The following is a 20,913-nucleotide window of genomic DNA, read 5'->3' as shown; positions in this document are numbered from 1 at the left end:
GTCCTGGGTGTCCTGGGTGCCTTGGAAGTCGTGGGTGTTGTGGGTGTCGTCGATGTCGTGGAGCTCTCTCGCGGTCATCGGGCGGCTTACTTGATGATCAGCGAGGAGAGGTAGCCGGACAGGTTCCTGGCGACCTCCTCCACCGAGTCGCCGCCGAACTTCTCGATCGCCGTGTCGGCGAGCACCAGGGCGACCATCGCCTCGGCGACGATGGCGGCGGCGGGCACCGCGCACACGTCCGACCGCTCGTGATGGGCCTTGGCGGCCTCACCGGTCACCACGTCGACGGTGGCGAGCGCGCGGGGCACCGTGGAGATCGGCTTCATCGCGGCGCTGACCCGGAGCGGCTCGCCGTTGGTCATGCCGCCCTCGATGCCGCCGGCCCGGTTGGTGACCCTGCGCACGCCCTCGGGTGTGTTGACGATCTCGTCGTGGGCGCGTGAGCCCGGACGCCGGGCCGTCTCGAACCCGTCGCCGACGGCGACGCCCTTGATCGCCTGGATGCCCATGAGCGCGCCGGCGAGGCGGGCGTCGAGGCGCCGGTCCCACTGCGCGTATCCGCCCAGGCCCGGCGGCAGGCCGTACGCGACGACCTCGACCACGCCGCCCAGCGTGTCGCCGTCCTTGTGCGCCTTGTCGATCTCGGCGACCATGGCCGCGCTCGCGGCCGGGTCGAAGCAGCGCACCGGATCCTCGTCGATGGCGGCGAGGTCCTTGGGCTCGGGGATCACGCCTTCGGGCGCGGCCGCGCCGCCGATGGACACCACATGGCTGACGATCTCGACGCCGAGGGCCTGCTTGAGGAAGTTGCGGGCGACCTGGCCGAGCGCGACCCGCGCGGCGGTCTCCCGCGCACTGGCCCGGTCGAGCACGGGTCGCGCGTCGTCGAAGCCGTACTTCTGCATGCCGGCGAGGTCGGCGTGGCCCGGCCGCGGCCGTGACCTCGGCGCGTTGCGCGCCTGGCCTTCGAGCAGCGCGGGATCAACCGGGTCGGCGGCCATCACCGTCTCCCACTTGGGCCACTCGGTGTTGCCGATCCTGACGGCGACGGGCGAGCCGAGCGTGCGGCCGTGCCGTACACCGCCGACCACGGACACCGCGTCCTGCTCGAACTTCATCCGCGCCCCGCGGCCGTAACCGAGGCGACGGCGGCGCAGCGCCTCGTCCAGGTCGGCCGTGGTCACCTCCACCCCGGCGGGCAGGCCTTCAAGGATCGCGACGAGTTCGGGGCCATGGGACTCCCCGGCGGTCAACCAGCGCAGCATGATGACAAGTCTTCCATGTGTCCCACAGTGCGACGTCCCACCTGCTCACCAGGCGAGACGGCGATCGCGCGCCGCACCCCGCGCCGCACCCCCGCGCCGGGCAACGCGTCAGGTCACGGGGAGCACGACGGCGAGCAGCGCGGCGCCGAGCATGAAGGGGCCGAACGGGAACTCGGTCGTACGGGTCGCCCTCCCGGTGATCAGCAGTCCCACGGCGTACAGCGCGCCGAGGACGTGCGCCCCGACGGCGGCGAGGATCACGGCGTTCACTCCGGCGGCTCCGGTCACCATGCCGACCAGTCCCGCGAGCTTCACGTCGCCCAGGCCCAGCGCCGCGGGGCGGACGAACCACAACACGGCGTACGCGGCGCCGAGGGCGAGCCCGCAGAGCAGCGCGACGCCGAGGCGGCCGGTGGGCGCCAGCAGGACGGCCAGGGCGGGATAGGACGGCAGGGTGATCACGTCCGGGAGCCGCCGGGTCCGCCAGTCGATCACGCTCAGGGTCACTCCCGCCGCCGCCGCGTACAGCAGGGCAGCGGTCATGAGCGTCACACCGGCGCCCACACCGCCCCCCACACCGGCCGCCGGTCCGCCGGTCCCGCTCGCGGACCGCCAGGTCACCAGGCCGAAGACTCCGGCCATGACGATCTCCACGACGAACGGCCGGCGTGGGAGTGGCGTGATCCGCGTGGCCCGGGCGAGGGCGTCGCGCGCCTCACGGAGAGGGGCGTCGGGATGCTCGCCGAACCCGTCGGCGAACGCCCGCGCGTACGCTCCCACGATCAGCCCGAGCAGGCAGGCGGAGACGGGGGCGACGACGGCGAGGGACACGCCGTGACCCTAACGCGCCGGCGAAGGATCAGGACCGCTTGCGCTGGAACCAGCGACGCCGGGGCGCGGCCTCACCGATCTTGGTGACCGTGATCCCGGGTACGGCGTCCGCGAGGTCGTCCAGGGCGGAGGGATCGCGCTTGACGTCCTCGATCGCGGCCAGGGCCCGCAACATCCCGCCCTCGATCACGAATGGGATCGGCCCGGCCACGTCGATCACCACGGCCGCGGCGTTCTCCAGGCGCGCGGCCTGGCACACCTGCGGGCCGGTCGCCTGGATGGGCCGGGCGTCCGGGCGCCACATCGTGAGCGCCTCGGTGCCGGTGAAGGCGAGGACGGCCTCCCGCCCGTCCTTGCCGACCAGCTTCGGCAGCGCCATCTCGCTCTCCTTCTCCTGCTTCAGCCCGTGATCGCCGATCTCGGACTCGGTGAGGAGCGCGACCACGGGCACGAGCAGCCGTGCCCGGCTGATCGCCGGGAGGACGTCGGCGGCGGAAGCCGTACCGGCCTGGAACGCGGAAAGGGCGGAGGCGACGGCGGCGTCCGCGCTTCCGTCGTCATCGGGCGCGAGCGGCTGCGGAATGGTCAGCACGATTCGCGAGCCTACCCGCCCCCATGCCCCCTCCCCACACCGGTGGAGGGGGCCGGGACGTCGCTCAGGACAGGTCGGCGATGGCGATGACCGGGCCGCCGCCGGATGGCCCCTGGTGCACGGCCGCGACCGAGACGAAGATCGCCGGGTCGCCCGTCACCGCGGCCGCGACGCCGCCGACGGTGGCCTTGATCTGGCGGTGCCAGTGCACGTCGGAGTCGTCCAGCATGATGTTGCGGCGGCCGCGCACCCGCCCCGAGGGGTCGGCCTCGCACTTCATGAATACGTTGACCAGCTTGTCGCCCAGGTCGCTCGGGTGGGGCCGCTCGGGAAGCTCGATGCCCGCGTCGCGGATCGCCTCCCAGATGCCGTCGGCGTCCAGCGCGTCCTTCATGACGGAATGCCCGGCGCGGTAGTGGCCGCCGATGCCGCGGACGTTCCCGACGACGACGATCTGGGCCTGGTCGAGTTCGACACCGGACGAGCACGAGGCGACCGACGAGTAGAGCGACAGGTCCTTGTGGATCTGCTCGGCCGCGGGCATCTCGATCTCCCCGAGCGCGACGGCGATGCCGAGCGCGGTCGTGGAGTTGGAGATGTCCATCGACTTGAGCGTGTCCTCGGTGACGACCGTGTGGCCGCGCTCCTTGGCGTCGGTGATCGTCGCGAGGGTCAGCAGCGGCGTCTTGGTCTGCACGTAGTGGACGTCGGCCGGGTCGTCGATGCCCGCGATCTTCATGGCCTCGCGGACTCCCCTGGCGACCTTCTCCACCATGGCCGGGCGGCCGATGTCCTCGGGGAGGATCACCTCGCTCATCGCCACGCCGACGCTGACCCGCGGCTCGTCGGTCTGTACGGCGGTCGCCGGGTCGACGGTCGCGAAGATCGTGGCGTGCGGGCTGAGCACGCCGTCGGTGCCTCCGGACCAGACGAGGGGAACCTGCTTCACCTCGTCCTCGGTCCGGGTGCCCTTGCTGACCAGCACCTCGCGGAAGGCGCGGTCGGCCAGGATGCGGGTGTAGTCGTTCACCCCGCCGTTGCCCTCGGTCTTGCCGATCACCGCGAGCACACGGTCGGCCTCGATCACTCCGTCGTCGATCAGTTTCGCGAGCCCGGAGGCGTCGGTGACGCTCTCGATGGCGACCTTGCGTACCTCGATCGGATCCGGCATCTCCTGCACCTTTCGTTGTGCGACTCGTTGTGCGGCCTGCCCGGTACTGCTGACTTCACCGCTGCCGCGTGGCTGACTTCACCGCTGTGTGCGCCGCCGGTTCGGCGGCTGGTCTCGGACCGGAGTCCCGCTCATCTCTCGAGAATCGTCCCGATGATCCCGGTGGCCCCGGTCGTCTCCCCGAGGGCGGCGCCGATGTGCTCCAGTGAGGTGATCACCGCTCGGCGGCCGCCGTCCCCGACGAAGCGCAGCGCGGCCTCCACCTTCGGCCCCATGCTGCCGCTCGCGAAGTGCCCGGCGGCCTGCAGGAGCCGCAACTCGCCGACGCCGACCCTTCCGATGGGCCGCGCGGTGGGCGTGCCGAACCCCGCGACCGCGCCGGGGACGTCGGTCGCGATGACGAGCGCCGTCGCCCGTACGGCTCTCGCCAGCACCGCGGCGGCGAGGTCCTTGTCGATGACCGCCTCGACGCCGTCCAGCGTCCCGTCCGGGGTGCGGACGACCGGCACCCCGCCGCCCCCGGAGGCGACGACGGTGTATCCCGCCTCCATCAGGGCGATCGCCGCGTCGGCGTCGAGGATCTCGATCGGTTCGGGCGAGGCGACGACCCTGCGCCAGCCGCGCTCGAAGCGTTTCCAGGTCTGGCCCAGCTTCTCGAAACGGCGAGCGTCGTCCTCCGGGAAGTACTGGCCGATCGGCTTCACCGGGTCGGCGAACGCGTGATCATCCCGATCGACCAGGGTTCGGGTCACCACGGCGGCCACCTTGGCCGGCAGCGGCGCGAGCGCGCGTTCCAGCGCGTTCATCATCAGCGTGCCGATCGTTCCCTGCGTCTGCGCCACGCACCAGTCGAGCGGGACCGGCGGCACGACGTGCGCGGCGAGTTGGTTCTTCAGCAGGATGTTGCCCACCTGCGGCCCGTTCCCGTGCGTGAGCATCACCTCGTGCCCGGCCCGGATCAGAGCGGCGGCATGCGCCATGGCCTGCTCGACCGCCAGGCGCTGGTCCTCCGGTGACGCGCTCCCTTCGGGAGACGTCATGGCGTTTCCGCCCAGTGCGATCAGTACGCGTTCGCCCACATCGCGAAACTATCCAGCGGGCGACCGGGCTTCATTGGCGACATTCGCCCACCGGTGCCCCATCCTTCGGCAAGCCTTGCGTAGAAGCCGAAAGCGGGCGGGCCCCACAAGGGTGCCCACCCGCTCCGGTCGTACCTGCCTCACCGTTCACGACCCCTTGCGGGGCCCTACCGTCTCATCCCCCGACGGAGACGGATTCGGCCTCGATCGTCGTCGCGACGGCGTTGACCACCGCGGCGATCCTGACCGCTTCCTGCACCTGCTCGCGCGACAGGCCCGCGTTGCGTACGACCTGCTCGTGCGACTCCAGGCACTTGCCGCAGCCGCCGATGGCGCTCACCGCGAGGCTCCAGAGCTCGAAGTCGAGCTTCTCGACGCCCGGGTTGCCGATGATGGTCATCCGCAGCTTCGCGGGCATCGTGGCGTACGTCTCGTCACCGATCAGATGCGTCGTCCGGTAGTAGACGTTGTTCATCGCCATGATGCTCGCGGCGGCCTTCGCCGCGGTGAACGCCTCGGCCGACAGGTAGTCGGCGGCGTCGGCGGACACTTCGGCGATGACCTTCGGCGACCTCGTCGCGATGGCGGTGGCGAGCAGCGTCCCCCAGAGCTGCTGCTCGGTCAGCGACGACGTGGTGACAAGGGAGCCGAGGTTGAGCTTGACGTCCTTGGCGTACGCCGGAAGGGCGTTCTTGAGGTTGTCGATCGACATCAGCCGGCCAGCAGCGTCTTGGCGTCGAGGCCCTGGTCGCCCTTGTTCCAGTTGCAGGGGCAGAGCTCGTCGGACTGGAGGGCGTCGAGGACCCGGAGGACCTCCTTCACGTTCCGGCCCACGGAGCCGGCGGTGACCATCGAGAACTGGATCTCGTTGTTCGGGTCGACGATGAAGGTCGCGCGCATGGCCACGCCGTCCTCGCCGAGGACGCCCAGCGCGGACGCCAGCTCGCGCTTGATGTCGGACAGCATCGGGAAGGGCAGGTCGCGCAGGTCGGGGTGGTTCTTGCGCCACGCGTGGTGAACGAACTCGGAGTCCACGGAGGCGCCGAGGACCTGCGCGTCGCGGTCGGCGAACTCGTCGTTGAGGCGGCCGAACTCGGCGATCTCGGTGGGACAGACGAAGGTGAAGTCCTTCGGCCAGAAGAAGACGACCCGCCACTTGCCTTCGTAGGACTTGTGGTGGATGGTCTCGAACGCGCTGTCGGCGTCCAGCGAGACGCAGGCGGTGAGCTCGTATTCGGGGAACTGGTCACCAACGGTGAGCATGTCAGGCACCTTCCTGAGGACGACGTTGTCGTGCTCAGATTGCCGCACATACCATTGATCCGAGAAATCGAGCAGTCGGACTAATCTGAGAGGTGATTCTTATCAGTGAGGCGGCGCCCACCATCGCCCAGCTGCGGGCCTTCCTCGCGGTGGCCAATCATCTCCACTTCCGGGAGGCGGCCGCCACGCTCCGGATCAGCCAGCCGGCGTTGTCGAGCGCGGTTTCCGCCCTGGAGGAGATCCTGGAGACCCGCCTGCTGGAGCGTACGACCAGAAAGGTCCTGCTGACGCCGACGGGCGAGCGGGTGAGCCTGCACGCGGCGCGGATCCTCGCCGGCCTCGACGAGCTGATCAGCGACGTCGCCGAGACACGCGAGCCGTACAGCGGCCCCGCCCATCTCGGGGTCATCCCGACCGTCGCGCCCTACCTGCTGCCGCTGCTGCTGCCCATGTTCGCCAAGGACTTCCCGCGCCTCAAGCTGACCGTGCACGAGGCCAAGACGGAGACGATCCTCGAAGAGGTGCGCGAGGGCCGCCTCGACATGGTCCTGCTCGCCCTTCCGACCGAGACGAACGGCCTGGTCGAGGAGCCGCTCTACGACGAGGACTTCCTCCTCGCCCTGCCGTACGATCATCCGCTGGCGGGCGACGACACGCCGTTGAGCCGCGAGGCGCTGAAGGGTCTCGACATCGTGCTCCTCAACCAGGGGCACTGCCTGCGCGAACAGGCAATAGACGTCTGCCGCGAGGTCGGCACGAAGGCGACGATGACGACCTACGCGACGAGCCTGCCCACGCTGGTCCAGCTCGTCGCCGGCGGTCTCGGCGTGACGCTCATCCCCGAGCTCGCGGTCCCGGTCGAGACGGGCAAGCGGGTCCGCATCGCCCTGCGCCGGTTCGCGCGCCCGCCCGGCCGTCGCATCGGGCTCGCCTATCGCGGCACCTCACCCCGCGCCGCGGAGTACGCCCCGCTGGCCGCGGCGATCCGGTCCGCCATCCGGGCCAGGCGCCTCCCCGTCCGCCTCGTCTGACGCCGACGCTGTGACACCTTCGGGGTGACGGCACGGAGGTGACCTGCCGCTCTCCTGGGACCTGCTTTTGAGGCCGCTCCCGAATGGCCCGCGCGGATGCGACCGATTGGTCGGCCCTTCGAGGTAGCCGAGCAGCGCGTAGGAGCCATCTTTCCCGCAGGGCGTCAGCCGCTGGTAGACCTGCGGGGCAGCAGGAAGCTGACCGCGGTGGTGAGTGCCAGCAGGGCGAGGCTGACCCAGATTGTGACGCTGAAGGCGGTGCCGTACCCGCGCGTGGCTTCGCCGGAGTGCTCGGCCGGGGCGACGGGTCAGGCTCATGCCCGCACCGCCGACGACCACGCCAGGCTCGACCTCGGCTTCCGCACCCCGCTGCCGCTCACCACGAACGAGGCTCGGGGCGTGGATGAACCGGCGTATCTGGTGCGGATCCTCCGGCGCGGGCCGGCGGCGGCTCCGCCGCCGATGCGACGCGACGGCTGCCTGGACGGCGCCGGTGCCCCTGACCGTTGGGACGCGGGTGGTCCCGAACGTGGTCGGAAGGTCCAGCGCCGTCCGCTGCAGTCGGCCAGCATGCGGGCGGTCGCCGCCGAAGCCGGCGTCTCCCTGCGGTGAAAGCGGATGGTTTGTCGCATTTGGGGCGTAGTGGGAAGATTGAAGGGCGATGCCGAAGGACATTACCGTCATTCTCAGCGATCAACCGGGTGAGCTGGCCCGTCTGGGGGAGGTCACCGGCGAATCCGGCGTGAACATCCAGGGCTTCGCGGCCTTCACAGGTGAGGGCAAGGGTGTGGTCCACGTACTCGTCGACGACGCGGTCGCGGACAGATGCCGGGAAGTGCTGGAAGGCGCCGGGCTGGGGGTCGCCGATGAACGCCCGGTGTTGGTGGTGGACATCGAGGACCGGCCGGGGACTCTGGGCGAGCTGACCCGGCAACTCGCCGACGCGAACGTCAACGTCGACCTCGCCTACACCACTTTCGGGGGCGTGAAGGTCGTCATAGCCACCGATGACCTGGAGAACGCGCGCCTGGCGCTTGAGTGGCCCGCCGGCCAGCCGGTGGGCAAGCGCCATGAGGCGGATACACCCAGCATCTGGGATCAACCCGCCTGACGGGCGACCGCGCATCACAGGCCCGCGCGACCGCGGGACCGCGACTCCTCGTCAGAGGCGCTTGAGGCGCTCGACGGCCTCGTCGATGACGTCGTCGCGCTTGCAGAAGGCGAAACGTACGTACCGCGCGCCGTACTCGGGGTGATCGTAGAAGACCTGGGTGGGGATGGCGACGACGCCCGCGCGTTCGGGGAGCCGCCGCGCGAACGCGAGCCCGTCGTCGAACCCCAGCGGCCGGATGTCGGCCTGGATGAAGTAAGTCCCCGCGGGCCGGAGCACCTCGAACCCGCTGGCGGCCAGCCCCGCCATCAGCCTGTCGCGCTTCGCGGACAGGGACGCGCGCTGGCTCGCCACCCAATCCATGTCGTGCCGCAGGCCGTACGCGACGGCGAGTTGCCAAGGAGCGCTGGACGTGAAGGTCATGAACTGCTTGACCGCCTGCACCGCGGACACCATGGCGTACGGCGCGCAGACCCAGCCGACCTTCCAGCCGGTCACGGAGAAGGTCTTGCCCGCGGAGGAGATCGTCACGGTGCGTTCCCGCATGCCGGGGAACGTCGCGAGTGGGAGGTGCTCGACGCCGTCGAAGGTCAGGTGCTCGTACACCTCGTCGGTGATCGCGATCAGGTCGCGCGCCTCGCACAGGTCCGCGATGGCCGCGAGCTCCTCGCGGGTGAACACCGTCCCGGTCGGGTTGTGCGGTGAATTGACGAGGATCGCCCGGGTCCGGGGGCTCACGGCCGCGGCGAGCTCGCCCGGGTCGAACGCGAACCTCCCGGCGTCCACGCGTAGCGGCACGGGGACGCGTACGGCTCCCGCGAGGGCGATGGCGGCGGCGTAGGAGTCGTAGTAGGGCTCGAAGACGATCACCTCGTCGCCCGGCTCGCACAGCGCGAGCACCGCCGCCGCGATGGCCTCGGTGGCACCGACCGTGACCAGCACCTCGCCGTCGGGGTCGTAGTCGAGGCCGTAGCCGTCCTTCTGGTGCTCGGACACCGCGTGACGGAGCTCGGGCACTCCGGGGCCGGGCGGGTACTGGTTGAAGCCGCCGCGGATCGCCTCGACGGCCCGCTCCAGCATCTCCTCGGGCCCGTCGGTGTCCGGGAAACCCTGTCCGAGATTGATCGAACCGGTCTCGACGGCCAGTCGCGTCATGGTCGCGAAAACGGTCGTTCCGAACTCCCGCATCCGTGCCACCAGAGGCTCTCTCACGCTCGCAATGTACCGGTTGACCGCATCCGGGATCTCCGGACGAAGATGACAGACGTGATCCATCCCGCCCCCCGATCCCGGATCGGCGAGATCGACGCTCTTCGCGGTTTCGCCGTATGCGGGATGACGGTCGTCAACGTCTGGCAGAACACCCTCACCCACGGCCGTACGACGTCGATCGACTGGGCCATGACCAGTCTGGCGCAGAGCCGCTTCTATCCGATCTTCGCGTGCCTGTTCGGCGTGGGGTTCGCGCTGTTCCTGCGGTCGGCGAAGGCCCGGGCGGACAGGCCCTGGCTGGTGGCGCTCGCGCGACTGGTCGTGCTCGCGCTGTTCGGCGCGCTCCATGGGGCGGTCAACGCCGGCGATGTGCTCCTCCCCTACGCCCTCATCGGCCTGCTGGTGCTGCTTCCGGCCGGATTCCTGGCCCCGCCGGTGGTGATCCTGGTCGGGACGGGGATCGTGGCCGTGTCCCTGACCGCCGGCGATCCGTGGCCGCTCATCGCCGGCCTCTTCGCCCTCGGCGCGGGCGCTACGGCCGCGGTGCTCAAAGAGACAGCCCCCGAGAAGACAGCGCCGCGGAAGGCGGCGCGGAAGGCGACGCAAGAGGCGCCGCAGCGTGCGGCGGGACCGGCGACCGGGGCCGGGTACCGCCGGGCCGCCCGGCGGACGGGCTACGTGATCTTCCCGCTCGCCGCGTCGCTCACCGTGGTCCTCACCCTGCGATGGAACGCGTCCCAGACCGGCGGGCTCTATCTGGCCGCCGCGCTGTCGGGGGCGGTGGCCTACGCCACCGGCTTCCTGCTGCTCACCCGGGCGATCCCGGCCGTCGGCGAGATCTTCCGGACGCTCGGCAGGATGGCCTTGACCTGCTATCTCACCGGGACGGCGGTCATCCTGGCCACGCTCCCCCTGCTCACCGCGGACGGGAGCGGGTTCACCGTCGTCGCCGTCAGCGTGCTGACGATCGCCGGCCAGGTCGTCCTGACCCGCTGGTGGCTGGCCCGATACCGGTACGGCCCGCTGGAGTGGGTCTGGCGCCGCCTCACATGGTGGGAACCCCTGCCCAACAGGCAGACTGGGAACCGTGACACGCGTAGCCCTGTGCCAGATCCCGATCTCCCATGACCCGAAGACCAACCTGGAAGCCGTACGCGAGGCGTTGGCCGAGGCCCGGGACGCCGAGCTGGCGGTGTTCCCCGAGGCCACGCTGGCCCGTTTCGGCCGGGGCGTGGCCGAGGTCGCCGAGCCGCTGGACGGGCCGTTCGTGACCGGGCTGCGGGAGGCGGCGCGCGAGTTCCGCACCGCGATCATCGCGGGCACCTTCGAGCCGGGGGACGGCGGGGTTCTCAACACGGCCGTCGCGATCTCCGAGGTCGGCGGACTGAAGGCCGCCTACCGGAAGATCCACCTCTTCGACTCGTTCGGCTCCCGCGAGTCCGACCTGGTCGTCGCCGGTGACACTCCCACGGTGGTCGAGCTGGCCGGGCTCAGGATCGGGCTGATCACCTGCTACGACGTCCGGTTCCCCGAGCTGGCCAGGGCGCTGGTGGACGCGGGGGCGGACACCTTCGCGGTCATCGCCGCGTGGGGGTCGGGCCCGATGAAGGAGGAGCACTGGGCGACCATGGTCCGGGCCCGGGCCATCGAGAACACCACGTGGACGATCGCGGTGGGCCAGGCGCCGAACCCTTCGGCCTCCGACGGGTTCGGGGTGGGCCGCAGCATGCTGGTCGACCCCCTCGGTGTCGTACGGCACGACCTCGGCCCGGCCCGTGCCGTACAGACCGGGGTGATCGACCAGGCGCTCGGTGAGCGGATCCGCGAGACGGTGCCCTCTCTGCGGCACCGGCGGCCGGACATTTTCTCCCGCCCCGCCGGAGCGAGTGTCACCGGATCGTAAACTGTCGGTCATGACCGAGCCGGGACACAGGACGCCGATGCAGAAGGTGATCCCGCCGCGACTGCTCGTGCCGTATCTCTCCGGAAAACGGACGATCATCTCCGGGTACGTGTACCGCGTGCGGGACTGCGGTCGGCTGACCACGCCCGCGGCTCTCATCGGCGCGCTCGACCTCGGGTTCGAGGGGTCGGATCTGGTGCCGGGAGTGCCCGAGCTGTACATCATGCGGTGGCAGGCGCGCGACACCGACAGCTATGTCGTCCCGTACGGCCCGCACATGGGCGGGGACTGGAACGATGCACCCCCGTTCACCGGGAACGGGTTCACCGCGTCCAGGGACAGCGTCGTGCCGCAGCTCCACACGATGCCGATGCCGATTCCGGCCGGGGCCGAGATCGTCCACCTGACGAAGGCAGGGGAACGCGCCTTCGCCCAGTACGACGGCCTGTCCTGGCGCCCGGCGTCGTGAGCGGGCGCGCGGGACACCCTTCCGGGACGGCGGGGCAGGACCCACAGGATTCACCACGACTTCGGAGCGGGGCACGGCATGAGTGACATCGAGCCGGTCGGGCTGGGCTTCGTCGCCGGCTATCGCGGCCAGACGTACGCCGCGGCCGTCGGCCCGGACAGCGGCGACGTGGTCCTGTTCAGCGAGTCGCCGGAGAACGGCTTCACGCAGGCCGCGGGGTACTGGCGGCGCCAGGTGTCCCGCGCCGATCTGGAGTGGCTGACCATGCTCCGCACGGTCGGCGCGTACGGCGGTGAGCCCTGCCTGGTCCTGGACGAGGACGACACCGGTGACGTGGCCGGGCTGCACATCGCCTACACGGGGCACAGCGGCGTGAAAGCCGAGGCGCTGGGCTACTGGCTGGTGGACCACGGCGCCTACGAGGTCGTCGTGCCGCGCGACGAGGTCCAGTCCATCCGGGTGGAACGGGTTCCCGTTCCTACGAGGATCGGCGGGGATCAGGAGCCCAGCGACCGATAGCGGGCGAGCCGCGCGGCCATGCGGTCGGCCGGAGGCCGGTCGAGCAGGCCCGCGATCTCGTATTCGAGCGTCCCGGCCACGCGGCGGCAGAACGCCACCGGCTCGTAGGCGGCGTCCGGCCGTTCCGGCACGATCCGGTCCACGATGCCGTCGCGTTTCAGGTCGGCGGCGCGCACGCCCTGCGAGGCGGCGATCTCGGGCGCGAAGTCCACCGTCCGGTAGAGGATGGCCGACGCGCCCTCGGGCGGCAGCGGTGACAGCCAGCCGTGCTGGGCGCAGATCACCCGGTCTGCGGGCAGCAGGGCCAGCGCGGCGCCGCCGGCTCCCTCGCCGAGCAGCAGGCAGACCGTGGGCGCGTCCAGCATGACGAGATCGGCCAGGCAGCGGGCGATCTCGGCGGCGAGACCGCGCTCCTCGGCCGCCTTGGACAGCGCCGCACCCGCCGTGTCGATCACCGTCACCAGTGGGAGGCCCAGCTCGGACGCCAGGCGCATGCCGCGCCGCGCGACCCGCAGCCCCGCGGGCCCGAGTGGACCCCCGGCCCGCAGGCGGCGCCGGTCCTGACCGAGGACGACGGCGGGCACCGTGCCGAATCTGGCCAGCGCCAGCAGCACGCCTGGGTCGTTCTCGCCCTCGCCGGTTCCGTTGAGCGGGGTGACGTCGGAGGCGGCCAGCTTGAGCAGGGTGCGCACGCCGGGGCGGTCGTCGCGGCGGGAACGGGTGATCGCGTCCCACGCCTCGGCGTTCTCGATCGCCTCCTCCGGCTCGGGCGGGCGGGTGAGGTCATTCTTCGGGGCGCAGAGGACGGACAGGGCCCGGATGGCGATCTCCCTCGCGTCCTCGGCGGAGACGACGGCGTCCACGAGGCCGTGGGCGTACAGGTTCTCCGACACCTGTACGCCTTCGGGGAACGGGTAACCGTGCAGCGACTCGAAGACGCGCGGGCCGAGGAACCCGATCAGCGCGCCGGGCTCCGCCGCCGTCACGTGGCCGAGCGACCCCCACGAGGCGAGCACGCCGCCGGTGGTCGGGTGGCGCAGGTAGACGACGTACGGCAGGCCGGCGGCACGGTGGGCCGCGACGGCCGCGGTGATCTTCACCATCTGGGCGAAGGCGAGCGCGCCTTCCTGCATCCGGGTGCCGCCGCTGGCCGGGGCGGCGAGCAGCGGCAGCCGTTCCGCGGTGGCGCGCTCGACCGCGCGGGCCAGCCGTTCGGCGGCGGCCACCCCGATCGAGCCGGCCAGGAAGGAGAACTCGCAGACCGCGACGGCGACCCGGCGGCCGTCGAGCGTGCCCTCCCCCGTGATCACGGATTCGTCGTATCCGGTCCGGGCGCGGGCCTCCCGCAGTTCCTCGGCGTACGGAGAACCGGGCTCGGCCGGGTCGGCGGGTGGCTCGTCCCACGACTTCCACGAGTCGGGATCGAGCACCCGGCCGATCAGGGTCCGGGCGTCCGGCCTGGTCATCGCGCGGTCCCGGGTGGTGAACCGGGCTGGGACCCGTTCTGGGATCCGTTCTGGGACTCGGGCTGGGATCCGTTCTGGGACTCGTTCTGGGACTCGTTCTGGGACTCGGGCCGGGCTTCGGGCGAGGAGCCGGACGGGGACCCGGATGAGCCTGCCTCGCGCTCGCGGAGCCAGCCGAGCACGGCGTCGTTGTCCTGGCCGAGCAGGGGCGGCGCGACGTGGCGACGCGCCGGCGACTCTCCGGAACCCGCGTCCTCGAAGCGCAGGGGCGGGCCGGGCAACTCGATCGGGCCGAGTACGGGATGGTCCACTTCGACGAGCAGACCCTGCGACCTGACCTGGTCCCAGGCGTACACCTCGTCGATGGTGCGGATGGCGCCCGCGGGGACGCCCAGCTCGCCGAGCGCGGCGAGCCAGTGGGCCCGATCGTGCTGGGCCAGGGCCTTCTCCATGTCGCCGATCAGGTCGTCGCGGTGGGCGAACCTCTCCCGGTTGTTCGCGTACTTCGGGGTCTCGGGGTCGATGCCGAGAAGAGCCGCGACCTTGCGCCATTGGCTGTCGTTGGCGGCCGCGATCTGGATCATGCCGTCGGCGCAGCGGAAGGCTCCGTACGGCGCGATGGACGCGTGGTGGTTCCCCGCCGCCCTCGGCACCTGCCCGCCGACCGTCCAGGCCGTGCCGTGGTAGGAGTGCACGCCGACGATCGAGGACAGCAGGGAGGTGCGCACGACCTTGCCCCGGCCCGTCCTCTCGCGCTCGTAGAGCGCCGCGACGACGCCGTACGCCCCGTGGATGCCGCCGAGCAGGTCGGCGATCGAGGCCCCCACGCGGTACGGCTCGTCCGGGGAGGGGCCAGTGAGCGACATCAGGCCGGCCTCGCCCTGCGCGATCTGGTCGTATCCGGGACGGCCGCCCTCGGGGCCGTCGTGCCCGAAGCCGGTGATCGACAGGATGACCAGGCGGGGGTTGAGCTCGTGCAGCCGTTCCACCGGGAAGCCGAGCCGGTCGAGGACGCCGGTGCGGAAGTTCTCGATCAGGACGTCGCTCTGCCGTACGAGCCGCTCGATGAGTTCCTTGCCCTCGGCGGTCTTCATGTCGACCGTGACGGACTGCTTGTTGCGGTTGGCCGCGAGGAAGTATGTGGATATGTCGTGATCAGGGCCGACGAACGGCGGGCCCCACCCTCGTGACTCGTCCCCGGTGGAGGGATGCTCCACCTTGATCACATGGGCGCCCAGGTCGCCGAGCATCTGGCCGGCGTGCGGCCCGGCCAGCGCCCGGGACAGGTCCAGAACGACGATGCCCTCCAGCGGTCCCCGCAAGATCATCCTCCGATGCGGCTCGGTGTCACACCGGCTAGCCTGCCAGGTCTCTCCACCGGGGCAACTGTCAGGTTGTGCCAACCCGCACACCGTCGAAGCGATCACTACGGGCCCCGTCTTCACGATCGCCAGATTCCGCGATAAACGCACATAATCTCGGCGAGAATCTCGTACCACCGTAAGGCCGCGAACGCCTTCTCACCATCTGCGGCCTGACCTCCTCCCGCCCCGGCACTCCTGCGGCCGGAACGGCCCTGTGCCCCGAAACGTCGATGAGGACCGGCGCCGGCCGAAGAATCCCGACACGGCCTTTGTCGGCGTGGCCCTTGTCGGCGAGAGTGTCCACACCGACAGCTTTTGAGACGGCGGATGACGCCTGTTCAGTCCGGAATGCGGTCAGATCGTGCACGGACGCCCGGACCAGCCCCCTACGGCCCCACGAGCGCTTAAGCCTTCGCCAGCAGGCTTCTTTTGATGTCTGGACTCGCAGAGCCGGGCAACGAAGGCCCGGAACGTTATTAGCCCCGCAACGACAGGTAAGGAACACAAGCGATAAATCGCCATATTCTGACACACAATTTCGCCACCACAATCATCTTGCGAAAATACATTCGAGTATGCGACCATTCATATGCATGTTCTAATGGCGCCGCAGGAGGTGGGTGCAAGATGGAAGAAACGGTAAAAATCTCCGGGATCGTGTTTATCGGCGCGCTCGACTTCCTTGCACCTGATCAGCAGCGAACCGTGTTCGCGGACCCCCGCAATGCCACCTGGTGGGAGTGGCCGGCATCCCGCACAAAGGTATGGGCGCAGGAAGGCGGCGTGTCCGCCCTCCTGACTCGTAAGCCGCACGGCTCCGCCACTCACGAAAGCGAGGTGCGGGTCACCCTCGACGCCACTGACGAAGAGACACTGGGTGTCCCCGCCGCCCCTCGCCAAGCCGCGGCATCGAACCTCCCCAAAGCCACTCATCAGGCCGAGGCGTCGGGTGACCTCGCACCTGCTCGCGACGTGGTTTACGGTGCCGCCGATCTCAACGTCGCCGTCGACCATACGCTCAACACACTCAACGCCGCCTTCGACACGGTTCCCGGAGACTCCTCCGACACCGAACGGTTCGCCAGAGCGATCCTCTTCAGCCATACGGCGCCACGGGATGGATGGTTCCGCCATGACACGTTCGTCGGCGCGGCGTCCACGCCGGCGCTTTCGCGCTCGACGGCAGGGGCGATGCCCGCGGAGATGCGAAAACACCCATCACGAACAGACTGTCGGTGCCGGGACGGCCCGCACTGACGTGTTCGCCTCTGACACCGCCCAGGCCAGGAGCGTCCCGGCGCATACACATGCTGCCCCGCGAGCCGAATCGAGCCGGACGGCCCGCAAGACGGACACGCCTCAACACGTACGGGCGGCAAGGCGGAATAGCTCGCTACACGCCCCAGAAGCTTCGATGTCAAGCGGGGGCGGGGCGGGGGGACGGCCTGCTTGTCGCTGTCCTGGCCGCGCCGCAGTGCGGTTGCGCAACCGACGCCTGCCTTTCACTACGGACCAGAACGCACCTGGTTGGGGCCCGACGTGTCTCGACTCCAAATCTGAGTACATCGAGGGAGGTCTTCGATGCCGCCACCTTCCGGGATCATGCCCCAGAGGAAGGGGAGCAGATACTGAGGCGGTTCGCCGAGGAGCGTGGCCAGTTCGTCCTCGGAGACGGCGAGGGGAAATGCCGAGCCCGGTTTCCGCGCGTTCCATCCTTGTTCGATGGCCCGTCGGATGCATCCGCTGACGAGAATGGGCCGGATCGCGATCGTTCGCTCTCCTAGCCAGCTGTCCGGCCGGGCGCAGGGGAGTGACACCACGAGAACGCCTCCTGGCTCCTCGGCTCGCTCGACGCCGAAAATCATGGGGGACCAGCCGTTCCCCTGGTGGTAGGTGGGCTTGTGACGGACACGCCAGCGGTAGACGGCGCCGTCGACGGTGATGAGCCGAGAGCCCTTCTTCGGCATCGCCACAGCTGCCTCCATGCTCTGCTCTTGTTCCGTCGCTGTTCCGTGGGAGCACCAGAATCGTGGGAGAAGTGACGCAAGACGCCCGCAAGCGTAGCCGCGGCTCATCAAGGTGATCGAGCGTTTTCCTGGTGGCCGGTTCGCAGTGGGTCACGCCGAACCGGATCCGCCACCGCGGGCCGATGGTCTCGGATCAGGTGCCGGGGAGGGAGTGAGGTGCCGAGCGAGGGCGTCAGGGACTGGGAAGAGGAGTCATGCGTCGGCCGGCGGCCGGGTCATCGTTCTACGTGGGCGTCCGAAAGGTCGCACTCACAGCCCCATCGGCGGCGCCAGGCGGTCAGCTCGCCCGCCTCGCGTACGCCCGTGCGTGTGAAGACGCGCAGGGCGGAGCGCCAGACGTCGTGCGCGGCGGCGCAACCGTCGAGCAGGGCCCGCGCGGCGCCCATGTCCCGGCGGGTGCGGGCGGCCCACAGGTCGTGTTCCATGTCCTCCCACGTGGCCATGGCCAGGTGGAGGTGGTCGAGCGCCGGTCCGGGACGGCCCGCGGCGAGGTGCGCCTCGCCGATGGTCCGCAGGGCGAGGGCCGTACCGAACCGGTCCCCCAGCTCGGCGCTCGTCTCCAGCGTGGGGGCGAGCAGCCGCTCGGCCTCTGCCGTCCTCCCGGTGCGGAGCCAGACCTTGGCCAGGGCCTGGCCGGTGTAGCACCTCAGGTGCCGATCGGTGAGCCCGGCCGCCCGCCGGTGTGCCTCCGCGCACCACTCCTCCGCCCTGGCGAGATCTCCCCTGGCCCGGAACACCAGGCCGATGCCGCGGACGGCGATGATCTCGCCGGGCTGATGGCCGACCAGGCGGAACGCGCGCGCCGCCAGGCCCAACCGGCCGAGCGCCCGCCGGTCCGCGCCCAACTCACGGAAAGCGACGCCCAGACCGTAGAGCGCGTGCGCCACGCCCTCGCCGTCGCCGAGTTCCCGGCACATCCGCCGGGACCTGGTGAGCAGCGGTATCGCCTCCCTGTGCTCGCCGAGCTCCTTGTGCACGGTTCCCAGGCCGTTCAGCGTGTTCGCCTCGCCGTACGCGTCGCCGAGTTCCCGGTACAGGAGCAGAGCGCGGCCGAAATGCCGTTTGGCGTCGGCGAACCGGTCCTCGCAGTACCGCAGCTGTCCCAGCCCGCTCTCGACCGCCGCCTCGGCCCGATGGCTGCGGGCGGCCTTCGCGGCCGCGTGGGCGGCGTCGAGCGCGCGGTTCCAGAGGTCGAACCTGTTGCCGACGGCGAACAGCGCGTGCACCAGCGCCTCGGTGAGAGCGTAGGCCAGCTCGTCGAGCCCGGTCTGCGCGGCGCGTTCGACCAGTCCGACGAGGAACTCCTCCTCGGCGGCGAACCAGCCGGGGCCGAGGGCCGCTTCCGGCTCGCCGTGTCCGGCCTGCTCGGGCGGGCGGTGCGTCCTCGGCAGCGCCAGCGGCAGCCGCGCGGACATCGCGCCTGTCATCCGCAGGCTGGCGACGGTCACCCGTTCGACCGCCGCGGCGATCCTCTCGGGGGGTTCCACCGCCGCAGCACGCTCGGCCGCGTAGACCCGGACGAGGTCGTGCGTACGGCAGCGCAGGTCGGGTCCGCGTCCGCAGACGACCTCCAGGAGCCGGTGGTCGACCAGCTCCTCGACGAGTTCGAGCGCCCGATCGGAAGGCAGGCCGAGGAGCGCGGCGACGGCCCAGGTGGCGAACCCGGACGACCCCAGCAGGCTGATCAGCCGGAGCGCCCGGCGCTGGTCCGCTGTCAGTCCCCGGTAGCCGAGCGCGACGCTCGCACGGACGTCCAGGTCGTCCACGGCCAGCTCGTCCAGGCGGCGCCGCTCGTCCGCGAGCCTGCCCACGAGGTCCGAGATCGCCCAGTACGGGCGGGTGGCGAGACGGGCCGCCGCGATGCGTACGGCCAGGGGCAGGCCGGCGCAGAGCCGTACGACCTCGGCGGCCTCGTCCGGCTCGGCCCGCATCCGCTCGTGACCGGCGACCCGGCTCAGCAGGCGCACACCCTCGGCCTCGGACAGGACCCGCATCTCGACCTGGCCGGCGCTCGGAAGGCCGGCCAGCCGGCGCCGGCTTGTGACGATCACGCCGCAGCCGTGATCACCCGGGATCAGCGGCCGGACCTGCTCCACGCTCGCGGCGTCGTCGAGGACGACGAGCATGCGCCGCCCGTGCAGCGCCTGCCGGAACAACCCGGCCATCTCGTCGAGACCCGCGCCGTCGGCGGGCGCGTCGGCGTCCAGGACGCGGAGCAGCCGCTCCAGCGCCTCCATCGGCGGCAGCGGCTGCTCCTCGGTCCCCCGCAGGCGGATGTACAGCGCCCCGCCGGGATAGGACTGCCGGAGCCGGTGCGCCGCGCGTACGGCCAGGGCGCTCTTGCCGACCCCGCCCTGCCCGGAGACGACGACCACCGGCACCGCGCTCGTCCCGGCTCGGGGTTCCCTGGCCGACAGGTGCTTCTCGATCAGGATGAGATCGTCGTCACGTCCCACGAAGTCGCCGATGTCCGGCGGTAACCGGCTCGGCGGCCCGGAGTGCGGCTGGAGCCGTACGTCGTCGGCGAGCATGCGCCGGTGCAGCTCCCGGAGCTCGGCACCGGGTTCCAGCCCCAGCTCGGCGACGAGCTCTCCCCGGATCCGCTGGAAGGTCTCCAACGCCTCGCCCCTGCGGCCCGCCCGGTAGAGCGCGAGCATCAGCTGGGCGCTGAAGCGCTCGTTCAGGGAGTGGCGGCTCGCCAGCTCGGACAGGTCCGGGATCAGCGTGGTGCAACGGCCCAGCGCCAGCTCGGCCTCCGCACGGCGCTCCTGCACCGCGATGCGCAGCTGCGCGAGCCGGTGCGCCTCGAAGGCGAGGGGAACGCACTCCGGGAAGTCCCCGTACGGCTCGCCACGCCACAGCGCGAGCGCCTCCTTGAAGCGCTCGGCCGCCCGGCGGTGGTCGCCCTCGGCGAGCGCGGCGTCTCCCTCTCCTGTCAGCCGCCGGAACCGGAGCGCGTCGACCTCCTCGTCGGAGGCGTCGACGGAGTACGCGTCCCGATGGCCGAGGATGCGGTCCGGGCCGAGGACGCGCCGCAGCCGGTACACGTACAGCTGGATGTTGCGCCGGGCCGAAGGCGGGGGGTGATCTCCCCACATGGCCCCGGTCAGCCATTCGATGGGGGCCGGGCTCCGCGCCCGCGACAGGAGAAGGGCGAGGAGGAGCCTCGGCTTGCCGGCGCCTCCGATGTCGACATCCCTGTCATCCCGGTCGGGGACTCCGTTCGTGCCCCCGTCCGACACGGCCAGCGGCCCCAGAATGCGGAACTCCACTCACGCCCCACGTCCGTGAAATTTCAACCAATATCCATTTTTGGCGGTTTGATCGCATTGTCAAGATCATTAAATCGCGTCGATACGGAGCCGTGACCGTATCTCGGACTCCTCGGCGGGCATCGCGGCAGACATCGCAGCGGACATCACGGCGGACATCGCGGCGAATACACCTGCGGATATACCGCCCTTATACCGGCATGCCGGATCCTCGCCCCGAGCACATTTAGGCGACGGCGTGTGGCAGTCCAGGACCCTCTCGATCGACATCGACGACGAGGCGTTCATGGTGCTGCAAACGAATCCCAAGGGCGACGGGACGGCCATGCGCCTCGCGA

At 70.7% G+C, this 20,913-nt stretch carries 20 protein-coding genes; 8 read left to right on the top strand and 12 right to left on the bottom strand.

The window, feature by feature from the left end; genetic code table 11:
• Positions 1-86 precede the first annotated feature (86 nt).
• The 7 genes from aroC to AB0I59_RS05535 form a co-directional block, all read right to left on the bottom strand.
• Positions 87-1,265, bottom strand: coding sequence for a chorismate synthase (aroC, locus tag AB0I59_RS05565; RefSeq protein ID WP_061255424.1), 1,179 nt, complete (start codon positions 1,263-1,265; stop codon positions 87-89).
• A 108-nt stretch (positions 1,266-1,373) separates the two neighbouring features.
• The gene (locus AB0I59_RS05560; RefSeq protein ID WP_061255423.1) at positions 1,374-2,096 is read right to left on the bottom strand and encodes a prepilin peptidase; all 723 of its coding nucleotides are present in this window, start codon (positions 2,094-2,096) and stop codon (positions 1,374-1,376) included.
• 28 nt (positions 2,097-2,124) lie between these two features.
• The gene (locus AB0I59_RS05555; RefSeq protein WP_061255422.1) at positions 2,125-2,688 is read right to left on the bottom strand and encodes an SseB family protein; all 564 of its coding nucleotides are present in this window, start codon (positions 2,686-2,688) and stop codon (positions 2,125-2,127) included.
• 64 nt (positions 2,689-2,752) lie between these two features.
• Positions 2,753-3,859, bottom strand: a complete 1,107-nt coding sequence (gene bar / locus AB0I59_RS05550) for a barbiturase (protein WP_061255421.1) — start codon at positions 3,857-3,859, stop codon at positions 2,753-2,755.
• Positions 3,860-3,990: 131 nt separating this feature from the next.
• The gene (locus AB0I59_RS05545) at positions 3,991-4,938 is read right to left on the bottom strand and encodes a carbamate kinase (RefSeq protein WP_358130350.1); all 948 of its coding nucleotides are present in this window, start codon (positions 4,936-4,938) and stop codon (positions 3,991-3,993) included.
• A gap of 175 nt (positions 4,939-5,113) precedes the next feature.
• Positions 5,114-5,650 (bottom strand): alkylhydroperoxidase, AhpD family, encoded by a 537-nt coding sequence (gene ahpD / locus AB0I59_RS05540; protein WP_061255420.1) that lies wholly within the window; start codon positions 5,648-5,650, stop codon positions 5,114-5,116.
• Positions 5,650-6,201, bottom strand: coding sequence for a peroxiredoxin (locus AB0I59_RS05535; protein WP_061255419.1), 552 nt, complete (start codon positions 6,199-6,201; stop codon positions 5,650-5,652). Before AB0I59_RS05535 ends, ahpD begins: the two co-directional genes overlap by 1 nt.
• Positions 6,202-6,293: 92 nt before the next feature.
• On the opposite strand from AB0I59_RS05535, the gene AB0I59_RS05530 reads away from it, so the two are divergent.
• The 3 genes from AB0I59_RS05530 (at position 6,294) to AB0I59_RS05520 (ending at position 8,343) form a co-directional block, all read left to right on the top strand.
• Positions 6,294-7,232: a hydrogen peroxide-inducible genes activator gene (locus tag AB0I59_RS05530; RefSeq protein ID WP_358130346.1), complete on the top strand. Its 939-nt coding sequence runs from the start codon at positions 6,294-6,296 to the stop codon at positions 7,230-7,232.
• Between the two features lie 207 nt (positions 7,233-7,439).
• A complete protein-coding gene (locus tag AB0I59_RS05525) occupies positions 7,440-7,844 on the top strand; it encodes a hypothetical protein (RefSeq protein ID WP_061255418.1) in 405 nt (134 codons plus the stop codon).
• A gap of 49 nt (positions 7,845-7,893) precedes the next feature.
• Positions 7,894-8,343, top strand: a complete 450-nt coding sequence (locus AB0I59_RS05520) for a hypothetical protein (RefSeq protein WP_061255417.1) — start codon at positions 7,894-7,896, stop codon at positions 8,341-8,343.
• 51 nt (positions 8,344-8,394) lie between these two features.
• On the opposite strand, the gene AB0I59_RS05515 is transcribed toward AB0I59_RS05520, so the two are convergent.
• Complete coding sequence (locus AB0I59_RS05515; protein WP_358130341.1) at positions 8,395-9,555, bottom strand: pyridoxal phosphate-dependent aminotransferase; 1,161 nt, start codon at positions 9,553-9,555, stop codon at positions 8,395-8,397.
• Between the two features lie 54 nt (positions 9,556-9,609).
• Between AB0I59_RS05515 and AB0I59_RS05510 the strand changes: the two genes are divergently transcribed.
• The 4 genes from AB0I59_RS05510 to AB0I59_RS05495 all read left to right on the top strand — a co-directional run bounded on the left by AB0I59_RS05510 (position 9,610) and on the right by AB0I59_RS05495 (position 12,446).
• Positions 9,610-10,683 carry a DUF418 domain-containing protein gene (locus tag AB0I59_RS05510; RefSeq protein ID WP_061255415.1) on the top strand — a complete coding sequence of 358 codons (1,074 nt, stop codon included), beginning with the start codon at positions 9,610-9,612 and terminating at the stop codon, positions 10,681-10,683.
• Positions 10,643-11,458: a carbon-nitrogen hydrolase family protein gene (locus tag AB0I59_RS05505; RefSeq protein WP_358130338.1), complete on the top strand. Its 816-nt coding sequence runs from the start codon at positions 10,643-10,645 to the stop codon at positions 11,456-11,458. The genes AB0I59_RS05510 and AB0I59_RS05505 overlap by 41 nt, the downstream gene beginning before the upstream one ends.
• A 10-nt stretch (positions 11,459-11,468) precedes the next feature.
• Positions 11,469-11,927, top strand: a complete 459-nt coding sequence (locus AB0I59_RS05500) for a hypothetical protein (protein WP_358130335.1) — start codon at positions 11,469-11,471, stop codon at positions 11,925-11,927.
• 78 nt (positions 11,928-12,005) lie between these two features.
• The gene (locus AB0I59_RS05495; RefSeq protein ID WP_358130332.1) at positions 12,006-12,446 is read left to right on the top strand and encodes a UCP033725 family protein; all 441 of its coding nucleotides are present in this window, start codon (positions 12,006-12,008) and stop codon (positions 12,444-12,446) included.
• On the opposite strand, the gene AB0I59_RS05490 is transcribed toward AB0I59_RS05495, so the two are convergent.
• Entirely contained in the window at positions 12,425-13,912 is a 1,488-nt protein-coding gene (locus AB0I59_RS05490; protein ID WP_061255411.1) for a carboxyl transferase domain-containing protein, read from the bottom strand. The genes AB0I59_RS05495 and AB0I59_RS05490 overlap by 22 nt on opposite strands.
• Positions 13,909-15,240, bottom strand: a complete 1,332-nt coding sequence (locus AB0I59_RS05485; RefSeq protein ID WP_358130329.1) for a CaiB/BaiF CoA transferase family protein — start codon at positions 15,238-15,240, stop codon at positions 13,909-13,911. The genes AB0I59_RS05490 and AB0I59_RS05485 overlap by 4 nt, the downstream gene beginning before the upstream one ends.
• Positions 15,241-15,903: 663 nt before the next feature.
• Between AB0I59_RS05485 and AB0I59_RS05480 the strand changes: the two genes are divergently transcribed.
• Entirely contained in the window at positions 15,904-16,533 is a 630-nt protein-coding gene (locus AB0I59_RS05480; protein ID WP_358130326.1) for a hypothetical protein, read from the top strand.
• A 248-nt stretch (positions 16,534-16,781) separates the two neighbouring features.
• Here the strand turns inward: AB0I59_RS05480 and AB0I59_RS05475 are convergent, their stop codons facing one another.
• Both AB0I59_RS05475 and AB0I59_RS05470 read right to left on the bottom strand, forming a co-directional pair.
• Positions 16,782-17,249 carry a hypothetical protein gene (locus AB0I59_RS05475; RefSeq protein WP_358130323.1) on the bottom strand — a complete coding sequence of 156 codons (468 nt, stop codon included), beginning with the start codon at positions 17,247-17,249 and terminating at the stop codon, positions 16,782-16,784.
• A 269-nt stretch (positions 17,250-17,518) separates the two neighbouring features.
• Complete coding sequence (locus AB0I59_RS05470; RefSeq protein ID WP_358130320.1) at positions 17,519-20,575, bottom strand: AfsR/SARP family transcriptional regulator; 3,057 nt, start codon at positions 20,573-20,575, stop codon at positions 17,519-17,521.
• Positions 20,576-20,913 lie beyond the last annotated feature (338 nt).

The sequence above is a fragment of the Microtetraspora glauca genome (assembly GCF_040656155.1).
In the GTDB taxonomy this organism is placed as follows: domain Bacteria; phylum Actinomycetota; class Actinomycetes; order Streptosporangiales; family Streptosporangiaceae; genus Microtetraspora; species Microtetraspora glauca.
Note: the sequence above shows the minus strand (reverse complement) of the source record. Positions and strands in the feature narration are given on the sequence as shown.